Annotated in this window: 20 protein-coding genes and 1 riboswitch; of the genes, 10 read left to right on the forward strand and 10 right to left on the reverse strand. The window is 41.4% G+C overall.

The annotated features are described in order from the left end of the window. Positions 1-38: 38 nt before the first annotated feature. The 6 genes from ACTRWE_RS07430 to ACTRWE_RS07455 all read right to left on the reverse strand — a co-directional run bounded on the left by ACTRWE_RS07430 (position 39) and on the right by ACTRWE_RS07455 (position 8,472). On the reverse strand, positions 39-1,271 hold the full coding sequence (locus ACTRWE_RS07430) for a cysteine desulfurase-like protein (RefSeq protein WP_462879750.1): 1,233 nt from the start codon (positions 1,269-1,271) through the stop codon (positions 39-41). Positions 1,272-1,281: 10 nt separating this feature from the next. After that, positions 1,282-1,914, reverse strand: a complete 633-nt coding sequence (locus tag ACTRWE_RS07435; RefSeq protein WP_013463817.1) for a 2OG-Fe dioxygenase family protein — start codon at positions 1,912-1,914, stop codon at positions 1,282-1,284. Positions 1,915-2,117: 203 nt separating this feature from the next. After that, positions 2,118-4,715 (reverse strand): bifunctional aconitate hydratase 2/2-methylisocitrate dehydratase, encoded by a 2,598-nt coding sequence (gene acnB / locus ACTRWE_RS07440; protein WP_069440233.1) that lies wholly within the window; start codon positions 4,713-4,715, stop codon positions 2,118-2,120. Positions 4,716-4,970: 255 nt separating this feature from the next. Beyond that, a complete protein-coding gene (locus ACTRWE_RS07445) occupies positions 4,971-6,035 on the reverse strand; it encodes an OmpA family protein (RefSeq protein WP_013463815.1) in 1,065 nt (354 codons plus the stop codon). 320 nt (positions 6,036-6,355) lie between these two features. Further along, entirely contained in the window at positions 6,356-7,765 is a 1,410-nt protein-coding gene (locus tag ACTRWE_RS07450) for a protein adenylyltransferase SelO (protein ID WP_462879751.1), read from the reverse strand. Positions 7,766-7,773: 8 nt separating this feature from the next. After that, positions 7,774-8,472, reverse strand: a complete 699-nt coding sequence (locus ACTRWE_RS07455; RefSeq protein ID WP_462879752.1) for a DNA-3-methyladenine glycosylase I — start codon at positions 8,470-8,472, stop codon at positions 7,774-7,776. Positions 8,473-8,659: 187 nt separating this feature from the next. Next, positions 8,660-8,839, forward strand: a riboswitch (Lysine riboswitch). Between the two features lie 127 nt (positions 8,840-8,966). On the opposite strand from ACTRWE_RS07455, the gene dapA reads away from it, so the two are divergent. From dapA to ACTRWE_RS07480, 5 genes are all read left to right on the forward strand, one after another. After that, positions 8,967-9,851 carry a 4-hydroxy-tetrahydrodipicolinate synthase gene (gene dapA, locus ACTRWE_RS07460; RefSeq protein ID WP_462879753.1) on the forward strand — a complete coding sequence of 295 codons (885 nt, stop codon included), beginning with the start codon at positions 8,967-8,969 and terminating at the stop codon, positions 9,849-9,851. Positions 9,852-9,866: 15 nt separating this feature from the next. Next, positions 9,867-10,607 carry a 2,3,4,5-tetrahydropyridine-2,6-dicarboxylate N-succinyltransferase gene (locus ACTRWE_RS07465; RefSeq protein WP_054202775.1) on the forward strand — a complete coding sequence of 247 codons (741 nt, stop codon included), beginning with the start codon at positions 9,867-9,869 and terminating at the stop codon, positions 10,605-10,607. Then, entirely contained in the window at positions 10,607-11,812 is a 1,206-nt protein-coding gene (locus ACTRWE_RS07470) for a PLP-dependent decarboxylase (protein WP_262976494.1), read from the forward strand. The genes ACTRWE_RS07465 and ACTRWE_RS07470 overlap by 1 nt, the downstream gene beginning before the upstream one ends. 5 nt (positions 11,813-11,817) lie before the next feature. After that, positions 11,818-12,939, forward strand: a complete 1,122-nt coding sequence (locus ACTRWE_RS07475) for a succinylglutamate desuccinylase/aspartoacylase family protein (protein WP_462879754.1) — start codon at positions 11,818-11,820, stop codon at positions 12,937-12,939. Between the two features lie 184 nt (positions 12,940-13,123). Continuing rightward, positions 13,124-14,155, forward strand: a complete 1,032-nt coding sequence (locus ACTRWE_RS07480) for a phospholipase A (protein WP_462879756.1) — start codon at positions 13,124-13,126, stop codon at positions 14,153-14,155. A gap of 54 nt (positions 14,156-14,209) precedes the next feature. Here the strand turns inward: ACTRWE_RS07480 and ACTRWE_RS07485 are convergent, their stop codons facing one another. Beyond that, entirely contained in the window at positions 14,210-15,103 is an 894-nt protein-coding gene (locus tag ACTRWE_RS07485; protein ID WP_462879757.1) for a bifunctional GNAT family N-acetyltransferase/hotdog fold thioesterase, read from the reverse strand. 122 nt (positions 15,104-15,225) lie between these two features. On the opposite strand from ACTRWE_RS07485, the gene ACTRWE_RS07490 reads away from it, so the two are divergent. Next, positions 15,226-15,972: a spermidine synthase gene (locus ACTRWE_RS07490; RefSeq protein WP_462879758.1), complete on the forward strand. Its 747-nt coding sequence runs from the start codon at positions 15,226-15,228 to the stop codon at positions 15,970-15,972. On the opposite strand, the gene dtd is transcribed toward ACTRWE_RS07490, so the two are convergent. Both dtd and ACTRWE_RS07500 read right to left on the reverse strand, forming a co-directional pair. Continuing rightward, positions 15,969-16,406, reverse strand: coding sequence for a D-aminoacyl-tRNA deacylase (dtd, locus tag ACTRWE_RS07495; RefSeq protein WP_033102725.1), 438 nt, complete (start codon positions 16,404-16,406; stop codon positions 15,969-15,971). The two genes, ACTRWE_RS07490 and dtd, sit on opposite strands and share 4 nt — an antisense overlap. Further along, on the reverse strand, positions 16,407-17,288 hold the full coding sequence (locus tag ACTRWE_RS07500; RefSeq protein ID WP_013463803.1) for a virulence factor BrkB family protein: 882 nt from the start codon (positions 17,286-17,288) through the stop codon (positions 16,407-16,409). It abuts the gene before it with no gap. 86 nt (positions 17,289-17,374) lie between these two features. Here ACTRWE_RS07500 and ACTRWE_RS07505 point away from each other — a divergent pair, with 86 nt between their 5' ends. The 4 genes from ACTRWE_RS07505 to ACTRWE_RS07520 all read left to right on the forward strand — a co-directional run bounded on the left by ACTRWE_RS07505 (position 17,375) and on the right by ACTRWE_RS07520 (position 20,580). Continuing rightward, positions 17,375-18,028: a DUF2959 domain-containing protein gene (locus tag ACTRWE_RS07505; protein ID WP_013463802.1), complete on the forward strand. Its 654-nt coding sequence runs from the start codon at positions 17,375-17,377 to the stop codon at positions 18,026-18,028. Between the two features lie 138 nt (positions 18,029-18,166). Further along, positions 18,167-19,258 carry an MBL fold metallo-hydrolase gene (locus ACTRWE_RS07510; protein WP_462879759.1) on the forward strand — a complete coding sequence of 364 codons (1,092 nt, stop codon included), beginning with the start codon at positions 18,167-18,169 and terminating at the stop codon, positions 19,256-19,258. Between the two features lie 88 nt (positions 19,259-19,346). Next, the gene (locus ACTRWE_RS07515; RefSeq protein WP_462879760.1) at positions 19,347-19,772 is read left to right on the forward strand and encodes a BLUF domain-containing protein; all 426 of its coding nucleotides are present in this window, start codon (positions 19,347-19,349) and stop codon (positions 19,770-19,772) included. 79 nt (positions 19,773-19,851) lie between these two features. Continuing rightward, positions 19,852-20,580, forward strand: a complete 729-nt coding sequence (locus tag ACTRWE_RS07520; RefSeq protein WP_462879761.1) for a CBM9 family sugar-binding protein — start codon at positions 19,852-19,854, stop codon at positions 20,578-20,580. Positions 20,581-20,969: 389 nt separating this feature from the next. Here ACTRWE_RS07520 and typA read toward each other — a convergent pair whose 3' ends face one another. Then, a complete protein-coding gene (gene typA, locus ACTRWE_RS07525; RefSeq protein ID WP_013463797.1) occupies positions 20,970-22,793 on the reverse strand; it encodes a translational GTPase TypA in 1,824 nt (607 codons plus the stop codon). Between the last annotated feature and the right edge of the window lie 507 nt (positions 22,794-23,300).

Below are 23,300 nucleotides of genomic sequence, written 5' to 3' on the forward strand. Positions count from 1 at the left end.
GCATTAAACTGAAAGCTGACGGCTTATAGCTGACAGCTTCAAATCAGCTCATCAAACAAATTAAATAGCGTGTCCATTTCTTCTAGAGTGTTGTAGTGCATGCAACCAATGCGTACTACGCCGCCCTTATCAAGCACACCCAGTTGTTTGCATAAACCTTGGGCGTAAAAATTACCATCCCATACACATACATGTTGTTTACCCAAAAATTCAGACACTTGGCGAGGCTCTAACCCTTCAAAGGTCAGTGCGAACGTAGGGGTACGCTCACTTAAGCGTGCTAAGTCATCAATACCAAACAATTTAATACGCGGGTAATTAACCAGGCGAGTTAAAAAGTATTCACTAAGCGCCATCTCGTGTTGTTTCGTTTTTTCAAACGCAACACGTAGTTTTTCTCGGCGTGAGTGACTGTCATTAAGCTCGCTAATTGCCGCAATGTAATCAACCGCCGCAATAAAGCCCGCTAGTGCTTCAAAACTTTGTGTGCCGGTTTCCCAGCGACCTGGTGCAACATCTTTTGCTGGCTCTACTTTATAAGGTGTAAACCCTTCTAAGTGCTCAGTTTTACCATAAACCATGCCTAAGTGCGGGCCAAAAAACTTATATGCAGAACAAGCTAAAAAGTCGCAATCTAACGCTTGTACATCAATCAGTTCATGTGGCGCATAATGCACCGCATCAACATACACCAACGCACCCACATTATGAGCAAGCTCTATAATACGTTTAATGTCGTTAATAGATCCCGTGGTGTTTGAGGCATACGTAACGGCAACTAATTTAGTATTACTGTTTAATAGGCTTTCAAAATGCGCCATATCTAAACTGCAGTCGGCTTCATTAACCAGTGCAGTATTAACCACAACGCCCTTATCTTCAGCGGCTTGCTGCCAAGACGATACATTTGAAAAATGATCAGCATTGGTCACTATAATTTCATCACCTGCTTGCCAATTGCGTGAAATTGCTCGGCTAAAGCTAAATGTTAGGCTAGTCATATTAGGGCCAAACACAATATTTTGTGCACTGGACGCATTTAACAAATCAGCCGCCGCTTGACGCGCATTCGCCATCAGCTCAACCGTTTTGTCACTTGAGAAAAACGCACCGCCCAAGTTTGAATTGTAATGCCCTAAATAAGCGGTCATGGCACTGAGTACCTGCTGGGGTACTTGTGAGCCACCAGGCCCATCTAAAAATACCGGTGACTTGCCATCAACCGTTTGCATTAAAGCAGGAAATTGCGCGCGCAATTGCATTAAATTCATTTTATTTCTCTTAAGCAGTTAGTACAAAACAATCCAGATAACCTGGTTTATTAGCATCAATTTTGTTCATTGGCGTGGCGTTATGCCATACCTGGCGGTCATTAATTAGTGCAAACATGCCGTCTTTTATTTCCATTTTAAAACACGGTTCAGCTTGTTGGTTTTCATAAACCAATAGCTCACCACCTTCTAAATTTTCATGAGAAACACCACATACACACACATGGTCAAACCCATCTTGATGCACACCTTCTGGAGCTGCTGGCGTATCGCTATCAATGGCAAGCATTCTAAATTGGTGAATTTCAATATCACGCTCTGCATCAATGCCGGTGATTGCTGCAAATTCACTAACAATGCTTTTCATACCCTCAGACTCAAGCAAGCTCTGCTCTAAGTTTTCGTAAGTACGCTCAACATTACCTTGAAAGGTATTAATTGAATCGTCTTGCACAAACGCTTTGGTCGCTTGAAGATTAAGCTCACCATTTTGTAATTTAACCACTGAATAACGGCGTTTACGAAACGCACCATCTGCATAAGGATTTGCAGGTAAGTTATCAAAAGAAGGCTTAACCAAATCAATATTGGCTTGGTTAATAAAACGAAGTTGCAGTAAATTCTGGTTGTTTAATGCGGTCATAAAATCCTGCTTATAATAATGATAATATTGTCGAGGATTTTAATGCATGTAGAGAGGATTTTTTGCTTTATTAACCATATCAATGACGACATTTAACGAAAGTTAATACAATCATGCAACGAATTAAGCATTAACTATCTAATATTTTATTTGGACAATAAAAAACCCGCCAAAGCGGGTTTTTTTTAAACACACTCTATAAATTATACAGCTTGCTGAATAATTACGTTGTCTGCCTTTTTAGTGTACTGAGGCATACGGTGAAAGTTCAAGTAACGGTAGGTATCTGCTGCCGTTGCATTGATCTTCGCTGCGTATTCTTGGTACTCAGTAGGTGTAGGTAATTTGCCTAAAATTGCTGCTACTGCTGCCAGCTCTGCTGATGCTAAGAATACGTTTGCCCCTGTACCTAAACGGTTAGGGAAGTTACGTGTAGAAGTAGACACAACCGTTGCTTTGTCCGCAACACGTGCTTGGTTACCCATACACAGTGAACACCCTGGCGTTTCAATACGTGCACCAACACGACCAAAAATACCGTAGTAACCTTCGTCTGTAAGTTGGTCTTTATCCATTTTCGTTGGTGGAGCAACCCAAAGCTGTGTTGGGATACGCCCTTTAAAGCCATCGAGTAATTTACCTGCAGCACGGAAGTGACCAATATTAGTCATACAAGAACCGATAAATACTTCATCTATTTTTTCGCCTGTCACATCAGAAAGTAGGCGTGCATCATCAGGATCATTTGGCGCACACAGTACTGGCTCTTTAATCTCAGCAAGGTCGATTTCAAGTACGTGTTTGTACTCTGCGTCTTTATCCGCTTCCATTAGTTCTGGGTTTGCTAACCAGTCTTGCATTGCAGTAACACGACGTTCAATCGTACGTACATCGCCGTAACCTTCAGAAATCATCCACTTAAGCATAACAATATTAGACTCAAGGTATTCGCTGATAGACTCTTTAGAAAGCTTAACAGTACAGCCAGCAGCTGAACGCTCTGCAGATGCATCGGATAGCTCAAACGCTTGCTCAACCGTTAAGTGCTCAACCCCTTCAATTTCTAGTATGCGACCAGAGAATTCGTTGATTTTACCTTTCTTCTCAACCGTTAATAGGCCTTCTTTAATACCGAAGTAAGGGATAGCATGTACAAGGTCACGTAAAGTGATACCCGGTTGCATTTCACCTTTAAAACGAACCAAAATTGATTCAGGCATATCTAGTGGCATTACACCCGTTGCAGCTGCGAACGCTACCGCCCCCGAACCTGCTGGGAATGAAATACCTAATGGGAAACGTGTATGTGAATCACCACCCGTACCTACGGTATCTGGTAATAACATACGGTTTAACCATGAGTGAATTACACCGTCACCAGGGCGAAGCGATACACCGCCACGATTCATAATAAAATCAGGAAGCGTATGGTGCGTGTTTACATCGATTGGCTTAGGGTAAGCGGATGTATGACAAAAAGACTGCATTGTTAAATCTGCAGAGAAACCTAAGCAGGCTAAGTCTTTAAGCTCATCACGCGTCATAGGACCTGTTGTATCTTGCGAGCCAACCGTGGTCATTTTAGGTTCACAGTATTGGCCTGGGCGAATACCGGCAACGTTACATGCTTTACCAACCATTTTTTGCGCAAGCGTAAAGCCTTTGTCTGATACTTCAGTCACTGCTGGTACTTTAAATACGTCAGTTGCGCCTAAACCTAATGATGTACGTGCTTTGTCTGTAAGACCACGACCAATGATCAATGGAATACGACCACCAGCACGAACTTCGTCTAAAATTACCTCTGATTTAAGTTCAAATGTAGAGATCACATCATCAGTACCATGACGTTTCACAACACCTTCATAAGGGTAGATGTCGATTTGGTCACCCATGTTGAATTCATCAACATTTAATTCGATTGGTAACGCACCCGAGTCTTCCATTGTATTGAAAAAAATAGGCGCAATCTTGTTACCTAAACATACACCACCCACGCGCTTGTTTGGTACGAATGGGATATCATCCCCCATAAACCAAAGCACAGAGTTTGTTGCAGACTTACGCGAAGAGCCTGTACCAACAACGTCACCTACGTAAGCAAGTGGTAAGCCTTTAGTTTTTAATTCTTCAAGCTGAGTGATTGGACCTACTTCACCGTCTTTGTCAGGGTTAATACCATCACGCTCATTTTTAAGCATGGCTAATGCATGAAGCGGAATATCAGGACGTGACCATGCATCTGGTGCTGGTGATAAATCATCGGTGTTTGTCTCGCCAGTGACTTTAAATACCGTAACAGAGATTTTTTCAGCAACGGCTGGCTTATTGATAAACCATTCTGCCGCAGCCCAAGACTCTATAATTTGCTTGGCGTATGCATTACCTGCTTTTGCTTTTTCTTCTACATCGTAGAACGCATCAAACATTAATAATGTGTTCGAAAGGCCTTTTACTACAATTGGCGCTAACGCTTCATCATCAAGTAGTTCAACCATTGGCGCAATATTGTAGCCACCGAGCATAGTACCTAGTAACTCAGCTGCTTTTTCTTTAGAAATCAACGGAGAAACAGCTTCACCTTTAGCAACAGCCGCTAAAAATCCTGCTTTAATGTAGGCTGCATCATCAACACCTGGTGGTACGCGGTTGATCAGTAGTTCTAGGATGAACTCTTCTTCACCTGCCGGTGGCGTTTTAATTAGCTCAATAAGATCAGCCGTCTGCTGAGCATCTAATGGCGCTGGTACGATACCTAACGCGGCACGTTCTTCTACGTGTTTACGATATTCTTGTAGCACAGTATTGCCCTCTTGGTGACGTTAAAGTATTCGGTGGTGTTTACTAAACACACCATAACCCAATACTTATAGTATTCTATCTGCCGATTATAAAGCTTTTGTGCATAGATTAAAATCCATCCAGTTAGGCAACTAGTTATACCGATTATTAATAATATGAATAGTGAACAAAGTAAAACCAACTCCCATGAATACCTATTAAGCAGCCATAAAAAAACCCAGCCTAAGCTGGGTTTTTACTCAATAATGAGACTATTAACGTAATACTTTTACACGTTTAATAGATTTTACGTGTGCTTCAACGCGGCGGTTTTCAGCATGCGCTTTTGCCGTATTCGCTTCATTTTTAAGGCGTTCTTCACCTAAACCTGCCGTTGTAATGCGATCTTCTGCAATACCATCAGCAATTAGCTTTTTAGCTACTGCATCAGCACGTTTTTTAGATAACCATTTATTGTAAGACGCTTTACCTACTGCAGACGTATGACCTTCAAGAAGCACTGTTGTATCTGGGTACTCTTTTAAGAAAGTCGCTACTTCATCAATATCATTTAAGTACTGCTGTGAAACTGACGAGTCATTGTTAGGGAATGTTACTAACAAGCTTACTGTTACTTCAGTATCTTCATAAAGTGTACAACCATCGCTACCAACAGCATCTGTCATAGGTGTATTGGCACATTTATCATCTACATCAGGAATGCTGTCTTTATCTGTATCAGCAAGTGCTACCGGCACAGGAACAATTTCTGGCTCTGGCTGTGGTGCAGGCTCAACCGGTGCTACTGGCGCCGATTTTTGACCAAAGAAGTAGTTTATACCTAATTTAGCGCCAACATCTGTGTAGCCTTTGTCTAAACCTTGGTAAACACTGGTTTCAGCATTAACAAAAAAGTTGTCTGTAACAAAGTGTCGGTAACCTACACCTGCGTTTACAAACGTGTTGTCATCAACAACATCAATATCTTTCAGACCAAATAAACCGTAGAAAGGACCGCCACCAAAGTGGTAAAGTGCATCGATACCGTAACGTTCGCCGTCAATATCGTTGCGGTTGTTCAATACTTTGTCGTGAGCATTAAAGTCTAGGTCTGCGTACTCTAAACGCGCACTCCAGTAATCATTAAAGCGGTAGCCTAATTCAGCACCCCAGCCTGTTGACTCATTAACGTCAAGGCCAGCTTGCTCACGCATGTTTTTCCACGAAGCATCGTAATAATCGCCGAATGCACCGATGTAAAAGCCTTCTTGCTCGGCTGCGAAAGTAGATGCGCTAGTTGCAGCTAACGCAATAGCCATTGTAAGTGATTTTAATTTCATTGTTTTCTTCCCATTTTAACAACTAAAAATGTAGCTAAGCATTGCTAGCTCTTCTAACTTACCTATACAGTAACTGAGTCTTTGTTAATCAATACTTAACGCAAATATATTTTTTCAATATCTAGGATAATAAAACTAGCTCATAAAAAATGTCGATGAACACAGGCTAGCTCAAAAAGCAAACAATCGCTTTAAACCCCACACGATCACTGGCTTTTATGGAGTTATGGTATCACCCGTTCATAGTTTGCTCTATGAATGAACGTCGCTGGGGTAAAAAATGACCTTTTATGTTCATTTTAAAATGCAATAAACCATACTTAAGTACCGCAAAAAGTACGATAATTCTTATCATCTTCGGGCGGCGTTTGAAACTCAGTGGCCTGCGCATGGCTTGTGTAAGGGCTCGCCATCACTTGGCTAAAACGACTGAGTAGCTCACTATCCCCATGCGTAGTGTACTGAGTAATAATATCTTCAATAATATGGTTACGTGGGATCACGCTCGGATTGGCTTGTCGCATCACTTGATAGCTGTGCTCATTAGTTCGTGTTTGCCATTGCTGTGCCCAAGAGGTAAGTGCTGATGGTATTTCAGCTTGCCCATTTAACGACTCAGTGAGTGCATTAAAAGTATTGGTATAATCAAGCTGGTGTTCTTTTAATAGCCCTAGTAACTCCCCCACCAGCTCATTATCTTTATCATCCGTGACTGTTAGCCCTAACTTTTGTGCCCACATAGCGCTAAATTGCTGATTAAATTGCGTTGAAAAGTCTGCAATGATAGGTGTCAGCATTGCTACGGCTTGCTCATCGTCGTCACTTATTAGTGCCATTAGACTCTCTGCTAAGCGAGCACAGTTCCAACTCGCCATGTTTGGCTGATTACCAAATGCGTAACGCCCTTGCTTATCAATAGAGCTAAACACGGTATCAAAATCAAACTGGTTCATCATGGCACATGGACCGTAATCTATGGTTTCACCACTAATTAAGGTGTTGTCGGTATTCATTACCCCATGAATAAACCCCACCCTCATCCAACTTACGACTAAGTTAACTTGATTGGCGATCACTGCAGCTAAAAAATCCAAGTATCGCTGGGCGCCAGTGCTGTTAATTTCAGGGTAATGTCTTTGAATGGCTAAATCGGCTAAGTTTTTTAGACTGGTCAAATCGCCTTGGGTAGCTAAATATTGAAACGAGCCAACTCGAATATGACTACTCGCGAGTCGCGTTACAATAGCGCCAGGTTGAGGTGGGTTGCGATAAACGGTTTCACCACTACCAACCACGGCTAAACAACGCGTTGTTGGAATGCCAAGCGCGTGCATAGCTTCGCTCATTACGTACTCACGAATAGCTGGACCTAATGCACAGCGGCCATCGCCTCCGCGCGAAAATGGCGTAGCACCAGCGCCTTTTAATTGCAGATCCCAAAGCTGATTTTTATCATCGCTAATCGCACCGAGCAAATGCGCCCTACCATCCCCTAGTCGCGGTGAAAAGTGACCAAACTGATGACCAGAATATCCCAGTGCCACCGCAGAAATCGCTTGGGGTTCATTACCGCTAAATATATTTGCTCGTGAATCGGCACTCACCTGTATATTAAATTGCTTAGCTAGGGGCTCATTCCATAACAATAACTGTGGCGCTATCACCTTGGCTGGATGATCGCTAATAGCAAAGCCGTCACCAATATTGGTATACCTTGGCACTAATTTCATGATTAATCCTATTGTTGTTGGCTTATTCCTACTCGGTTGTCGCCGACACCATAAGCGACAATTAAGCTTAGCTCTTGCATACTTAAACCGCTTTGCTGCTGCAGTTCATTAAAAAAAGCTTGCGCGGCATTTAATGATTTTTTGGTTTGTAAGCCGCCATCGATAATTTTATGTGCACGCAAATAGCTTTCTACGTCTCTTGAAAGTAAAAAAGTATCTTTTCCTAAGGCGCGCAGCGCATAAGGGCCGGTATTACCACCCAGCCTTGCACCATGCTTTTTTAAATACGCCCACAAACCAATAATATCTTCACTTGGCCAGTTAGCAATAAACTGACTAAAACTGCCGTGTTGCTCTGCAACTTCGTGGATCATATACGCATTTTCAGTAATGGTTTTTACTTTTTTATAATTGCGCACAATCCGTTCGTCACTGGCTTTTTGTTCTAATATGTCTGGTGGCATCATCAATAGCTTTTCAACACTAAAGTCCCAGAAAACCTCTCTAAATCCGGCCCACTTACTGTTGATCACCGACCAATAAAAACCACTTTGAAAAACTTTCCGAGTAAATTCTTCTAGCCAATCATCATCACTTAATGTGACGAGTTGCTTTGTTGATAAAGGTTTTGCGAGTAACAACTTAAGCATTTTTTCAGAGCCCTTTCGCTCCACTGCACGCTTATAAATATCGCTAAATTTTTCCATCTACTTAATACCTTACTTCGACCATGAAACTAGTTTACGAGAAAAGCAGCCAATACGTAACCGTTGCTATTATCGATGAACTATTCTGTATTTAGTCACTTGACACCTAGACGGCTAAAGTGGTTTAATCGTCACACTTACCCTATTACATTGTATTTGCTGATTGATTTTTCAATAGTAAGTGCAAAGGGCTGGAAGAGGTGCGTTATTCAGGTAGCGTATGTTAGGAGCGCAAACTCCATTGAGCATACGTGAGGGGAATTAACGCCGAGAGGTAACACTTTTTTGTGAAAGATTACTTCGGGCGACTAGGTTGAATCCTAGCGACTGTCACCAATAACATATTTGGTGGAGAGCTTCTGGTCTTAGTATAATAAGGCCGTGCGCCCTGTTATATAAGCCCATTCGCTCTTCGAATTATAAATACATTCAAAGAGTCAGGCACCCTAAATACCCGCCAATAACTCGACGAATGCCCTATAAGTTCGTGAGAGATGATCAACAACTTCAATATTAACAATTTCCATTTATGGACTGCGCTGATCACCCCATTTGATCAAAATGGCCTAGTTGATTACGCAACCTTAGACACCTTGGTGGCCGAACAAGAAGCCGCTAACAACGGCATTTTATTACTTGGTAGCACTGGCGAAGGGTTAGCCCTGACCCTAAAAGAGCAGCAAGCCATCGTAGAGCATATTTGCCAATTACAGCCGAGCGTCCCGCTTATGGTCGCAGTCGGTGGTAGTAACTTAAAGCAGCAGCTTGAATGGGTTAACTACTGCAACCAACTGCCTATTCATGGTTTTTTACTTGGCTCGCCTTTGTACGCCAAACCCGGTGCAGTGGGGCAAACGCATTGGTTTGAAAGCCTGCTTAATGCCAGTTCTCATCCTTGTATGCTTTATAACGTACCAGGACGTAGTGCGGTTAGCATTCCCATTGCAACCATTGAAAACCTCAAACAACATAAAAATTTATGGGCACTCAAAGAAGCCAGTGGCTGTATTTCTCAATTTGAAGCCTATCGACAAGCAGCGCCTGAACTAGCCATTTTTAGTGGTGACGATGCCCTCATGCCTTATTTTTCCCAAGCAGGTGCAAAAGGTTTAGTGTCGGTTGCAGCCAATGCATGGCCAGTGCAAACCCATGAGTTTGTAAAGCGCAGTTTAAGCGGCCAACACCCTAATCTTTTTGTCCAGTGGTCTAGCGCCATCAATAGCTTATTTTCAGTAGCAAACCCTATCCCAGTCAAAGTGTTAATGCATTTACAAGGGCGTATTAGCAGTCCGCATTTACGTCCACCTTTAACACACCTTGAGCTGACACACACAGATGACATTTCATCGGCAAACAACACCATTTTATCTTGGCATTAAATACAGGTTTTTATAATGAGCTGGTTAGAACTATTAAATAATTTAGAAACGGGCGCAGTTCGCGCAGCAACACAAGACGAAAACGGCCAATGGCACGCTAACGTAGAAGTAAAGCAAGGCATTTTAGAGGCATTTAAAAATGGCACTAACATGGAGTTTCCTGGTGGCTTTGTAGATAAACATAATCTAGCGCCGCAATGCTTTGAAGCCACAGCAGGCGTTCGCATGGTGCCAGGTGGTTCAAGTGTGCGCCGTGGTGCACATGTTGCTAAAGGCACTATTATTATGCCACCTGCGTACGTAAATATTGGCGCCTTTATTGACGAGGGGACTATGGTAGATAGCCACGCATTGGTTGGCTCATGTGCGCAAGTGGGTAAAAATGTTCATTTGAGCGCCGCGGTACAATTAGGCGGGGTACTTGAGCCCATTGGCGCAAGCCCTGTGGTCATAGAAGACGATGCATTCATTGGTGCAGGCTGTGTGATTGTTGAAGGCGTGGTAGTTAAAAAAGGCGCGGTACTTGCCCCAGGTGTTCGCTTATCTGCAACCATCCCTGTTTATGACTGCGTTAATGAGCGTCAGCTTGATAAAGGCGAAGCAATCCCTGAATACGCGATTGTGATCCCAGGCTCTCGCCCTGCGTCAAATGACTGGGCCCGTGATCAAGGCTTGAGTATGTCGTGTGCCTTAATTGTTAAATACCGGGACGAGCAAAGTGACGCGTCATTATTGCTTGAAGAGGTTTTACGTTAATGACCTTTTTGAGTACGCCCGTTAAAAGCGCTATTGATGAGCTTTCGAGTAAACTCGATACTCCATTTTTTGTCTACGACCTTGACTCACTAGATGCGCACCTTGCGCACTTAGTGGCGCAAACCGAAGTAAAGCTTTGGTATGCGGTTAAAGCCAATCCCCTATCTAAAGTGATACAAAGTTTAGATAACGCTGGTTTTAACTTTGATGTTGCAAGTAAAGGCGAACTTGAGCAAGTACTTGCCCAAGGAATTAACAGCGAGCGCGTGCTCAACACGGGCCCTGCTAAAAGCCCAAAACAAATTAAACATTTTATTGCACGTGGCGTACGCACCTTTGTGGCAGAAAGTCTTAATCAGGTGCGTTGGTTAAACGAACAAGCGACTGCCCAGCAGTGTCAGTTACAGGTTTTGCTGCGTGTTCAATTACGCTGGCCCGAGGGTGATAAAAACCCACTTGGTGGTGATAGCCTTACTCCATTTGGCTTAGGATGCGATGAATGGCAATCGCTAAATACTAAATACTACACAGCATTGAGCTTTGATGGCCTACATATTTTTCAGTGGGGTAACATGCTCAGCAGCGACAAACTTGCAGATCTGTGGTCGCAAATGATTACACCACTTACAGTCCTTGCTAATAACTTAAATATAAACCTGAATATTTTAGATTTAGGTGGCGGTTTAGGTATTCCTTACACCCTTAATGATCCGACTTTAAGCTGGGATGCATTAATAGCAGCCCTTGCAAAGATTAAACGCGATGCGGATGTTAAAGAGCTGTGGATGGAACTAGGTCGCTATGCTGTAGGCGAATGCGGCCACTACGCCACACCGGTGGTTGAGCGCAAATTAAACTACGGCCAACAGCAGGTAATTATGAGCGGCGGTATTAATCACTTATTGCGCCCTGCGGTTACTAATCAAGACTTTCCTGCGCGTTTATTACGTGATTCAAACGCAGCAAACCAAGCAATGAGCCTATACGGACCTTTATGTACAGCGCTGGATTGCTTAGGGGAGCACCAATTACCGAGCGATTTAAATGAACATGACTGGCTGGTGTTTAGTCAATGCGGTGCTTATGGTTTTACCGAAAGTATGCCGTACTTTTTGTGCCATGAACTGGCCGGTGAATATGTTATACACCATGGCGAAATCAACTGTATTCGCCAAGCAGAAGATGCAAGCCACTACTTGAGGTAATAAAAATGAATAACACCACAGCTATAAGCCAGGAAAATATTGTAGTTGGTGAAGTGGCAAATGGCCTACCACTGACCATTCCTGTCTATCGTTTAAAGGGCGATGGCACAGGCCCAGGTGTGTATATACAAGCTAATATGCATGGCGCCGAAGTACAAGGTAACGCGGTTATTTATCAGCTACTTGAACAGCTAAAAAACCTTAATTTAAAAGGTGATATTACCTTAGTTCCCTACGCTAACCCCATTGGCTGTAATCAAAAATCGGGCGAATTTACGCTTGGCCGATTCGACCCTATTACGGGGACTAATTGGAATCGTATGTATCACTGTAATAATCAGCTTGCATCACAGTTTGCAAAGCAATACTACGACGCTGACGATACCGCTCTAAGAACAGCGTTTAAAACCGCGTTAATTAATGATGTTGAGCAGCAACTTAATGGCCCAGACTATCGTTTAACAACGGGTAAACGCATAGCGCTAAACTTACAAAGACTAGCGCATCAAGCTGATATTGTTTTAGATTTACACACTGGCCCTATTTCTAGTCAGCACTTATATTGTCCTGAATATGCCACAGAAAGTGCCCGTTACTTTAATATTCCCCATGTGCTAGTGATCCCTAATGACTTTGATGGCGCAATGGATGAAGCGAGCTTTTGTCCATGGTGGCAACTTAGCGAGCAACTTGCTCAGCAAGGCCGAAATTTTAACGTACAAGTTGAAGCCTTTACGGTAGAGCTGGGAAGCCAAGAAAAAATAGATTTAAGCGCGGCGTTTGATGATGCTCAAAGTATTTTAAGTTATTTAAATCATAAGCAAGTATTTGTTGATGCGCCCTACAAGCCAAAAGTGATGACAAGGTATGGCTGCCAACTAAATGATTATATTGCTTACTATGCACCTATGGGTGGCATGGTTGAATACTTAGCCCCCCTTGGTGGGCACATTAAAGCGGGCGAACCTATAGCTAAAATACTGCGAATGGAACGCTACCTAAGCGAACAACCACTGCAAACATTAAGCTTTGATCTTGATGCGATTGCGATATTGCATTTTGCCTCAGCTAGTGTGAACCAAGGCACTGAACTTTATAAGTTTTTTACAAACGTTTTTGAGCTCTAGCTCACCCCTTCTCATTGCGTGAGAGTCTAACTAGCGAGCTATTAGCTAGTTATCCAGTAAAAGCGACTTAGGTCGCTTTTCTTTTTGCTTTATTAAAGTTCAGGACAAGTTCACCGCATACGTGTTAAAAATGCGTTATAATCACTACAAATCTGTTACTTCCCTCACTTACAAAGGAATTATAATGAGTTGGCGCCACTGGATACTACTCTCAACATTACTAAGTACTGCTGTTATTGCTGAAGAAACAGCAAAAAACGAGCAAAACAATGAACTTGAGCTGGTTAAACAATGTATATTAAATGAAGTGATAGGTGGAGACGGTAAGCAAACCCTCGATCAATTACGTAAAAAGTGTTCTGCCGTTGAAGAAAGCAAGCAGCTAACGGCTATCGACAAACGCCAAGCCCGTGAAGCGGTTGGTAAAAAAAATCGTAATGTAATTACCCCGCATAAACGTAATTATATTTTACCTGTTTCTTATATGTCGAACCCAAACACTCGCCCGTTTGATGGATTTGCAGAGTTAACCGATAAAAAAGATGGCGACCCACTTGATAACTTAGAAGCTAAATATCAGCTATCAATTAAAGTGCCTTTGTATGATGAGTTTGCCGATTCAGACCAAGCGATATTTTTTGGCTTTACTTTGCAGTCATACTGGCAAGTATATAACGACGATATTTCTTCCCCTTTTCGTGAAACCAACTACGAGCCAGAAGTATTTTGGATTAATTACTTAGACCCTGAAAACGTTTTATGGGGCGATGAAATGGCAATAGCCATTGGTATTTCGCACCAATCTAATGGTCGTAGTCAGCCAAACTCGCGTTCTTGGAATCGCATTTATGCCGATTTCATTTGGGAAAAAGACGGCTTTGTATTTAGCTTTAAACCTTGGTATCGCATTCCTGAAAACAAAAAGCCTGCGCCGTTAGATGCACGAGGTGACGATAACCCTGATATCTATAAATACATGGGTTACTTTGAATTTGGTGGCGCGTATCGCTTTCACGATCATGAATTTAGTTTTATGACCCGTAATAATTTAAATTCAGATAACCGCGGGGCAATTCAGCTTGATTGGTCATTCCCATTATGGGGAAGAGTTCGCGGCTACGCACAATATTTTAATGGCTATGGCGAGAGCTTGATAGACTATAACACCGATATCGAACGCTTTGGTGTGGGTATATTACTGACAGATTTACTGTAAAAAATGCTTATAAAAAAAGCCAAGCAACTCGCTTGGCTTTTTCGTTTATTCTTATTATTTTTTAACCACAAACTGCCCTTCAAATTGAGCAACCACCTCGTCACCATCAAAAATGGTTACCGGCACTAGGTAACTTGCTTTACCCGCATCTTGTAACTCATTTAAGTTCCCTTTACAGGTTTGAATATTCACACAGCCCTTAGGGTCAGTATTCAGTGGCTTTAAATACTTAATGTTGGCATCTGCTAACACGATATTCCCTTCAAGCCCGGCTTCTTTTAATGCTAAATACGTTGCACCCCAACCCGTTAATGTAGCTAGGCTATAAATAGAGCCTGCAAACATAGTGTTGTGTAAATTTAAGTTAGCATTTAAATCTGCACGAGTAGTAAATTGCCAATCTGTGTAACTTTCAACTTTTATTCCCATTGCATCACTAATGGGGATTGATTCACGCCATGTGTTTTGCAGTACTTGAGTCCAATTTGGGTGGCGAAACCAACCTGGTTCACTCGGTTTGAGCTTAACCATTTTATAATGCTGTACATCACCATAAGCCAAATGTGCTTTTTCTTTATTTTCATAGCCATGGCGCTGATAAAATTCCAGTGCACGTTCGCGAGCAAACAACACTAATTCATCAGCATCTTGATTCCACGCTATTTTTTCGAGTTCATGTAACAAGCGGCTACCAATATGTTGATTACGGTTACCCTCTGCAACCGCCATATAACGTACTTGAGCTTGTTGCTGATTATTAAAGTGCAAACGAGCCACACCCAATACTTCACCCTCTTTATTTTTAATGAAGCGATGCTCAGCCTCTTGCTCTAAATCGTCTTGCTCAGAGCCCCGAGGTTCGCCCCATGGGGCACGTAAAACCTGCCAGCGTAATTGGTAATAGGCTTGCCAGTCTTCACTACTTTGTGGGGTGCTCACTTGAAACATACATACTCCATAAATTAAAAATGTAAAATATTACGCTGTGCATTTTGTGAAAAACACCATACTCGATCTGGATAAAACTGCAAATAAGACTTTGGTGCTGAGAAAACAGCTGTAAAAAATTAATGACAAAAGCCGTTGCGATTTACCTCTGCTGGTTTATGCTCAATAGCATGAATAAATATATCCATTGCAGTAGTGGCCTGATCAGCCAACATTTTATTGAGCATAGTTCATCGCTAGGCCAGTTACTTTATTGGCATAATCAGCATGGTGAGCACATACAAGTAAGAGAGTATCAACAACTTCGCTGGCTACTCATTAATAACACGTTGCAGTCTGTTATTTTAAAAGCAAAACCACATGCATTACTGTTTCCACACCTTGCTTATTTAGCAACGGCTTGGCAACAGCTACCTGCGCCTAAAAAAGTACTCGAACTGGGGTTAGGTGGCGGTGCCATTCGTAATTACTTATTAGAACAGTATCCTCAAGTGCAGGTTACTTCAGTAGAGAAAAGCCCCCATATTATTGACTGTTATCAACAATTTTTTGCCCCCAGTGAACAACAACAGATTCATTGCGAGGATGCGCAAACAATTTTAAAATCAGCAGAGCATATGGACTGGGTCATTTTAGATTTATTTAGTGAATTAGACGCCCCGCGATTTTTATTTGATTCATGCTTTTATCAAACAATTTATGATGCACTTGATCAACAGGGCATCTTATTTATTAACTTTTTATCGCAGCACTCATCACAACTCACTCAGTTACAACATGTACTACTGACTGTATTTGGGAAGGCTATTAGTATTCAAAAAATTACCGGCTTTGTTAATCATATTGTGATTGTAGAAAAAGCACGTTAAGCGGTTAAATTAAAGGTAACCGGCCCATCGTTACATAAACTCACCTGCATATCGGCTGCAAATTCACCGGTCGCGACCTTAATACCGAGTAATTTAGCCTGCTCTACAAAGTAATTATATAGCGCTTGCGCTTGGTCTGGTGTAGCTGCCGATGAAAAGCTAGGCCGCATGCCTTTTTTTGTATTGGCTGCGAGCGTAAATTGCGATACGACTAACAGTTCGCCTTGTATGTCTTTAAGGCTGAGATTCATTTTATCGTTTTCGTCATTAAAAATACGGTAATTGGTGACTTTGTGTAATAGTTTATCAGCGCTGCTTTCATCATCTTCTTTTTCAACCCCCAGCAATAATACAATGCCTTGTTTAATTTCACCGACAAGCTGTTGGTCTATCACCACATTAGCGTGTGTTACTCGTTGAATTAATCCCTGCATTTACTCTGTATCCTCTGCTTGTTGATCTTTTTTATTGTAATGCTGCATGTTAATACACACGGTGAATTCAGCGCCTAGTAGCACCACGACCCACGACAAGTAAACCCATACAAACAAAATAGGAATGGTTGCTACCGCACCATAAATCACTTCGTATGATGGAAAATGGCTAATGTACAAAGCAAAGCCTTTTTTGGTTAGCTCAAATAACATGGCAGCAAATAGCGCACCGGGAACGGCTGCTTTAAACGAAACGCGAGTATTAGGCACTAAGGTGTAAAGCATAATAAAACCGGCCATAGAGATAGCGTACGGTAGTAGCTTTAACAAGAAACCACTAAACCCTGGGATCCCCTGATCGGCAAACGATACCAACGACACAATATATGAGGTTACACCGATACTGGCGCCCAGTAATACGGGCCCTAAGCTGAGTACCATCCAATATACGGCAAACGATATCATCATCGGGCGTTTTTTCTTTACTCGCCAAATACGGTTTAACGTGGCATCTACATTACGAATAAGTAGCAAGGCAATGGCTGCTAAAAAGCCAATACCTACTGCCGTCATTTGATTAGCGTTACTAGCAAACGAGCTAATATGCTCTTTAATAACACCAGAAGAGGTCGGCACAAAGTTAGTAAACAAAAAGCTCTCAATGGCTAAACGGGTCGACTCAAATCCTGGAAAAGCAGAAAATATTGCCACACCTACAGCAATAAGTGGGACTAACGAAAGTAAAGTAACGTACGCTAAATACCCTGCATTAATGGTTATTTGATCGTCAATACAGCGATTAAAATATTGCATCCACCAGCCTGGTTGCAGTTTTAAAAACGCCTTAACTTGCTGTTTATAATGGGAGAGCTTATCATTCATACAATTAACTTTGTTGGTGAGCTTTTGATTATAATAACAATCAAGGCCATAATTTACAGCATTAACACTCGTAAATAGGAATTCAGATGAAAAAACAAACATTTTTAGGGACAACCATACTTGCGTTAATGCTGATGCTCTCTGGTTGTCAGTCTGCTTATTATTCGGCAATGGAAAAAGTAGGTGTTCATAAGCGTGATATTTTGATTGACCGCGTAGAAGAAACAAAAGACTCACAACAAGAGTCTCAACAAGAATTTCAATCAGCACTTGAGCGTTTAACTACACTCATTAATTTTGATGGCGGTGAATTGCAAGATGCTTACAATCAACTTAATGACGACTACGAGTCAAGCCTTCAAGCGGCAAACGAAGTATCAAGTAACATTAATAAAGTTGAAGACGTAGCAGAAGCTTTATTTGATGAGTGGAATGATGAGTTAGAGCAATACAAAAGTGCCTCACTTAAACGTGAAAGCAGCAAAAAGTTAGCAGCAACACAACGTCAATTCGACCAGTTACTTCGCTCAATGCGCAGCGCCGAGAGTAAAATGGAGCCGGTATTATCATCTTTAAAAGACAACGTATTGTATTTAAAGCATAACTTAAATGCGCAAGCGGTAGCGGCTATCAAAGGTGAATTTACTAACTTAAAGCGCGATATTCAGTTATTAATGAATGATATGAACAAATCGATTGAAGACTCAAATAAATTTATTGAGCAAATGAATAAATCCTAAATATTTAACCTATTAAACTGAGCCCGCTAAAAATAGCGGGCTTTTTTATACACACTTTTTGTTACTTTTTTGTCCTTTTTTAGCAAACTGCTTTTGTTACACTTTCAGTAAGATAAAAATAACAACTAAAAATGAATTATGAAAATACATACACTTAGCTTAATCATCGCCTCCAGTGTGCTCGTTGCATGCAGCACTGCGAATAATATTGAGGTTATTGCTGGCCCTAATACCGTTATTCCACTTCATCAACAAGGTGAGCAAGCTGGGCGCTACCACAACCTCTACCCAGGCAAAAAAAGTTATCCTGTTAGCTGTGAAACTGATTGCTACCCAAAAAACAATAACTTAGTTTGTGAAACAGAGGCTGAAAATTGCCAATATCAAGGTCAGCAAAAAAATCCGCAGGTTAATGCGGGCTTTACTATTCGTTGGCTCGGACACGCAGGCTTTGTGATCAAAACCCCGAATGGCCAACAAGTTGTATTTGATCCCGTAAAAGAGCAATTTGACTCGCCTATTGATTTAGCTTTTCGCCTTACATCGGGATTTTATCGCAAGCCTGGCGACTGGCTCACTGACAATGAATTGAAAAACTTAGTCGCCGTTATGTATTCTCACATTCACTACGATCATTTCAATAAAGCCGATATTGAAGAAATTGGTAATCAGCCTCGCTACCTAACCCCCCTTGGCATGGCTGATAACTTTCCAACAGGTGGCTTTAACATTAGTGAAATGGCATGGTATGCAAAAACTAAAATTGATGATCTAACCATTCATGCGCTACCTGCGCATCATTTTAGTAACCGTGTGTTAGTGCCTTTTATTTATGAAGATAATAATAAAGACCTATGGAATGGCTGGTTACTTGAGCAAAGTGGCAGCACTTTATTTTTTGCAGGCGACACTGGTTATTCAAAACACTTTAACGATATACAGCAAAAATATGGCGATATCGATGTATGCTTAATGCCTATTGCCTCTTATTACCATAAAGAGAACGGCAACTGGTACCGTTATGTACATACCACTCCTGAGGATGCATTAACCGCAGCACAAGCGCTTAACTGTAAAGTAATGATACCGTGGGGCTATGGTAACTCAAGTTGGAAGATGGGCGATCACAGCAGCCACTCTGCACTACTGCGCTTATTGCATATGCATAAAAAAATGGATTCGAAGATCCCTCTGTATATTTTAAATGAAGGTGAAAGCATCCAGCTTTAATTAGTCATTTACGCAAAATGCGTTTACATAATTAGTAATAACCCCCTCACTGAACTATCTTTAATTAACTAAACAGTCAGGGGGTTTTATGTTTCTTGTGCGACTCATTTACGCCAGTAAAATAAGTAGTGGTTTTGGGCCAGAAGATATAGAAAGTATCTTACAAAGTGCGCGAACCTACAATGTAAAAACAAATGTCACCGGCATGTTATGTTTTAGTAATGAGTACTTTTTACAATGCCTTGAAGGCTCCAGAACCGCTGTTAATAATACCTATCAACAAATATTAAATGACAAACGCCACCACAATGTAATTATGCTCAACTATACCCAAATTCCCGAAAGAGAGTTTGAAACATGGTCAATGGGCTATGTGCCGCAATCACAGCCAACCGAATTACTTAATCTAAAATACTCGGGTAACATTGACTTTAACCCTTTTAAAATGTCGGGTGAAAGCGCGCATTTATTAATGTTGGCATTAAAAACAAGCATAACTGGGGCAATAAGTTAATATAATAAATACAACTATGAGATTGTTTTTAATTGCTATTTAAGCCAAGCTAAATCATCTTTAATTGATGAGCTTATTAATGAAAAAAACACTACTCGCTTTTAGTTTACTTTTCACCCAACCACTTATGGCTATTGAAGTTAGTCATACATCAACAGCTATTATTATTGATGGTGTCTCTGAAAGTACATGGGATAGCGCCACATGGCATCCTATGCCGCACCTAATGGATGGCGCACTTCCCTCATCAGAGGCCGATTTTAAAGGCCGCTACCGCCTTCTGTGGGATGAAAACTACTTGTATTTACAAGCAGATATTAGTGACGATGTGCTGATTGATACTCACCCAGATCCAACTGATAAATACTGGGATGATGATGCCTTAGAAGTGTTTATAGATAGTGACGCATCGGGTGGGAATCATCAGTTTAATCATACCGCGTTTGCTTATCACATTGGCCTTGATAACCAAGCAGCCGATTATGGTCCTGATAAAAAAGCGCATTTATATACCGACCATTTAGTTAGTAACTGGAAGCGTAATACCACTGCGCCCTATAACATCACATGGGAAGTGGCGATAAAACTCTACCCGAATGATTATCAACAAGGCGCAAAAAATACACCGCTTAAATTAACTGAAAAACACGTCATTGGTTTTATGCTCGCCTACTGCGATAACGATGGTAGCGAAGTACGTGAACACTTTATGGGCTCACACGAAGTACAGCCAGTGAACGGTGACAGAAACCGTGGATTTATCGACGCCAGTGTATTTGGCAAAATCACTCTACTACCAAAAAAGTGATGTAAGTTAGCGTGTAGCTTGGGTTGAGCGAAGCGAAACCCAACGAAAACATACCCTACCAACAAAAACAGCTGCTTTTCATTATCGTCTGCTTTAAGCCCTTCCTCTTTTACTTTTCATTCCCTTCTCTTTGTGCAAACATTTTTAAGTGAATTATTCACAAAGAGGATAAGAGGCGCAGCGCTTTTAGAGGAAAAACAATATGTTGCATGGTTTATAAAGTCTAGCGGCTTTCACCTAATAGCCATATTAATACCAAGCGATTCAATGACACTGTTCTAATCTGACAGCTGACGACTTATAGCTAATAGCGCTTGTTTTCACCCACAAAAAAGCCGCTGTATTTTGCAATACAGCGGCTTTTAAAATCATGATTCTAAATTAATAGATTATGACTTAGGCGCACGCCCCGCACGTTTACGCTCATTTTCAGTTAAATGACGTTTACGAATACGAATGTTCTCAGGTGTAACTTCTACTAACTCATCATCAGCAATAAACTCAAGCGCTTGCTCAAGTGAATAGTTAAGAGCTGGTGTTAGTGTTTGTGCTTCATCGGTACCAGATGCACGAACGTTAGTAAGTTGCTTACCTTTAAGCGCATTAACTGTAAGGTCGTTATCACGGCTATGAATACCGATAACCATACCTTCGTATACTTCAACACCGTGACCGATGAATAAACGGCCGCGCTCTTGTAAGTTAAATAATGCGTTAGTTAGTGCTTTACCTGTTGCATTTGCAATCATTACACCGTTCTTACGAACACCTAGCTCGCCACCTTTGTGCGGACCGTAGTGATCGAACGTATGGTAAAGTAAACCAGAACCCGATGTTAACGTCATGAACTCAGTTTGGAAACCGATTAAACCACGGCTTGGGATCATAAAGTCCAAACGCATACGGCCTTTACCATCTGGGGCCATATCAGTAAGCTCACCCTTACGAAGACCAATTTGTTCCATGATAGAACCCTGGTGCTCTTCTTGACAGTCAATTGTTAGTGTTTCATACGGTTCTTCTAACACACCATCAACAGTACGTAAGATAACTTCTGGACGAGATACAGCTAACTCGTAACCTTCACGACGCATGTTCTCGATTAAGATACCTAAGTGTAATTCACCACGACCCGATACACGGAAGCTATCTGGGTTATCAGTGTCTGCAACGCGAAGTGCAACGTTGTGTACTAGCTCTTTGTCTAAACGCTCACGGATATTACGTGATGTTACAAACTTACCTTCTTTACCACAGAAAGGTGAGTTATTTACAGAGAACGTCATCGTTACTGTTGGCTCATCAACACTTAGTGGAGGTAATGCTTCAACGTTGTTAGGACAACAAAGCGTATCTGAAATCTTAAGCTCGCCAAGACCCGTTACCGTTACGATGTTACCAGCGTAAGCTTTGTCAGTGTCAATACGCTCAAGACCTAAGTAGCTTTGTACTGAACCAATTTTACCGTTACGTTTAGACCCGTCAGCGCTAATAACCGTAACTTGTTGGTTAGGTACAACTGAACCGCGTTTGATACGACCAATGCCAATTACACCTTTATAAGAGTTGTAATCAAGCTGTGAGATCTGCATTTGGAAGTCACCTTCAGGATCTGCATCCGGTGGTGATACTTCGTCAACGATCATCTTGAACATAGGTTCCATGTTATCAGATGCTTCGTCTAAATCTAATGTAGCCCAACCATTGATTGCTGATGCGTAGATTACTTTAAAGTCTAACTGTTCATCAGTTGCGCCTAGGTTGTCGAATAAATCAAAGATTTGATCCATAACCCAATCAGGGCGAGCACCTGGCTTATCAATTTTATTGATAACAACGATTGGCTTTAAGCCTTGCGCGAATGCCTTTTGCGTTACGAAACGCGTTTGTGGCATTGGACCTTCCTGAGCATCAACAAGTAGTAATACTGAGTCAGCCATCGAAAGTACGCGTTCAACTTCACCACCGAAGTCGGCGTGTCCAGGAGTATCTACGATATTGATATGGTAATCATTCCATGAGATAGCGGTGTTTTTCGCTAAAATGGTAATACCACGTTCTTTTTCAATGTCGTTTGAATCCATCACGCGCTCTTCATTACCGCCGCGTGTTTCTAATGTACCTGATTGCTCAAGTAGTTTATCAACCAGTGTTGTTTTACCGTGGTCAACGTGGGCGATAATTGCTATATTTCTTAACTTTTCGATGCTCATATATTCACTCAGAGAAATTGAATCTCATTGATCCTGCAGGGGCTATACGTTCTCACCTGCGCTTTCACGAGATGTCCCAGCATAGGATTTAAAAGGGCGCATATTATCCCCTATAAATGGAATGGATGAAAGTTTATCCAAAATAAAATTTCAAACTTTCTCAATAAAATAATTAACCCATTGTTTTAAAATAATTAATTATGATAATTAATTTTTAGATATTTATATAAAAAGATGGTTTTGGGTTAATTTAAAGCGACTTTACTGCGTATTTTGCATTTTCTTTGTGCTAGTCTAAGGTGATTAATTTACAAGCAATTATTGCTTTGTAAATATTGCACCATTTTGGAAAAATTACGCACTAAGATGGTGCTTAATCTATATCACCTTTATTTTATTTATATTTTTTTACATAAAAAACAAATAATTATAATAGTGGCACAAAATCAGCTTGTATATATTCAACGTATCTAAGCAGCAATAATAAAACCCAATAGTTGGAGGACA

It is taken from the genome of Pseudoalteromonas sp. G5_S1_54_S4 (assembly GCF_054968565.1).

Coding starts and splice junctions, on each gene's coding strand:
- ACTRWE_RS07430 (WP_462879750.1), bottom strand. CDS start 1,271: ATGAATTTAATGCAATTGCGCGCGCAATTTCCTGCTTTAATGCAAACG.
- ACTRWE_RS07435 (WP_013463817.1), bottom strand. CDS start 1,914: ATGACCGCATTAAACAACCAGAATTTACTGCAACTTCGTTTTATTAAC.
- ACTRWE_RS07445 (WP_013463815.1), bottom strand. CDS start 6,035: ATGAAATTAAAATCACTTACAATGGCTATTGCGTTAGCTGCAACTAGC.
- ACTRWE_RS07450 (WP_462879751.1), bottom strand. CDS start 7,765: ATGAAATTAGTGCCAAGGTATACCAATATTGGTGACGGCTTTGCTATT.
- ACTRWE_RS07455 (WP_462879752.1), bottom strand. CDS start 8,472: ATGGAAAAATTTAGCGATATTTATAAGCGTGCAGTGGAGCGAAAGGGC.
- dapA (WP_462879753.1), top strand. CDS start 8,967: ATGATCAACAACTTCAATATTAACAATTTCCATTTATGGACTGCGCTG.
- ACTRWE_RS07465 (WP_054202775.1), top strand. CDS start 9,867: ATGAGCTGGTTAGAACTATTAAATAATTTAGAAACGGGCGCAGTTCGC.
- ACTRWE_RS07470 (WP_262976494.1), top strand. CDS start 10,607: ATGACCTTTTTGAGTACGCCCGTTAAAAGCGCTATTGATGAGCTTTCG.
- ACTRWE_RS07475 (WP_462879754.1), top strand. CDS start 11,818: ATGAATAACACCACAGCTATAAGCCAGGAAAATATTGTAGTTGGTGAA.
- ACTRWE_RS07480 (WP_462879756.1), top strand. CDS start 13,124: ATGAGTTGGCGCCACTGGATACTACTCTCAACATTACTAAGTACTGCT.
- ACTRWE_RS07485 (WP_462879757.1), bottom strand. CDS start 15,103: ATGTTTCAAGTGAGCACCCCACAAAGTAGTGAAGACTGGCAAGCCTAT.
- ACTRWE_RS07490 (WP_462879758.1), top strand. CDS start 15,226: ATGACAAAAGCCGTTGCGATTTACCTCTGCTGGTTTATGCTCAATAGC.
- dtd (WP_033102725.1), bottom strand. CDS start 16,406: ATGCAGGGATTAATTCAACGAGTAACACACGCTAATGTGGTGATAGAC.
- ACTRWE_RS07500 (WP_013463803.1), bottom strand. CDS start 17,288: ATGAATGATAAGCTCTCCCATTATAAACAGCAAGTTAAGGCGTTTTTA.
- ACTRWE_RS07505 (WP_013463802.1), top strand. CDS start 17,375: ATGAAAAAACAAACATTTTTAGGGACAACCATACTTGCGTTAATGCTG.
- ACTRWE_RS07510 (WP_462879759.1), top strand. CDS start 18,167: ATGAAAATACATACACTTAGCTTAATCATCGCCTCCAGTGTGCTCGTT.
- ACTRWE_RS07515 (WP_462879760.1), top strand. CDS start 19,347: ATGTTTCTTGTGCGACTCATTTACGCCAGTAAAATAAGTAGTGGTTTT.
- ACTRWE_RS07520 (WP_462879761.1), top strand. CDS start 19,852: ATGAAAAAAACACTACTCGCTTTTAGTTTACTTTTCACCCAACCACTT.
- typA (WP_013463797.1), bottom strand. CDS start 22,793: ATGAGCATCGAAAAGTTAAGAAATATAGCAATTATCGCCCACGTTGAC.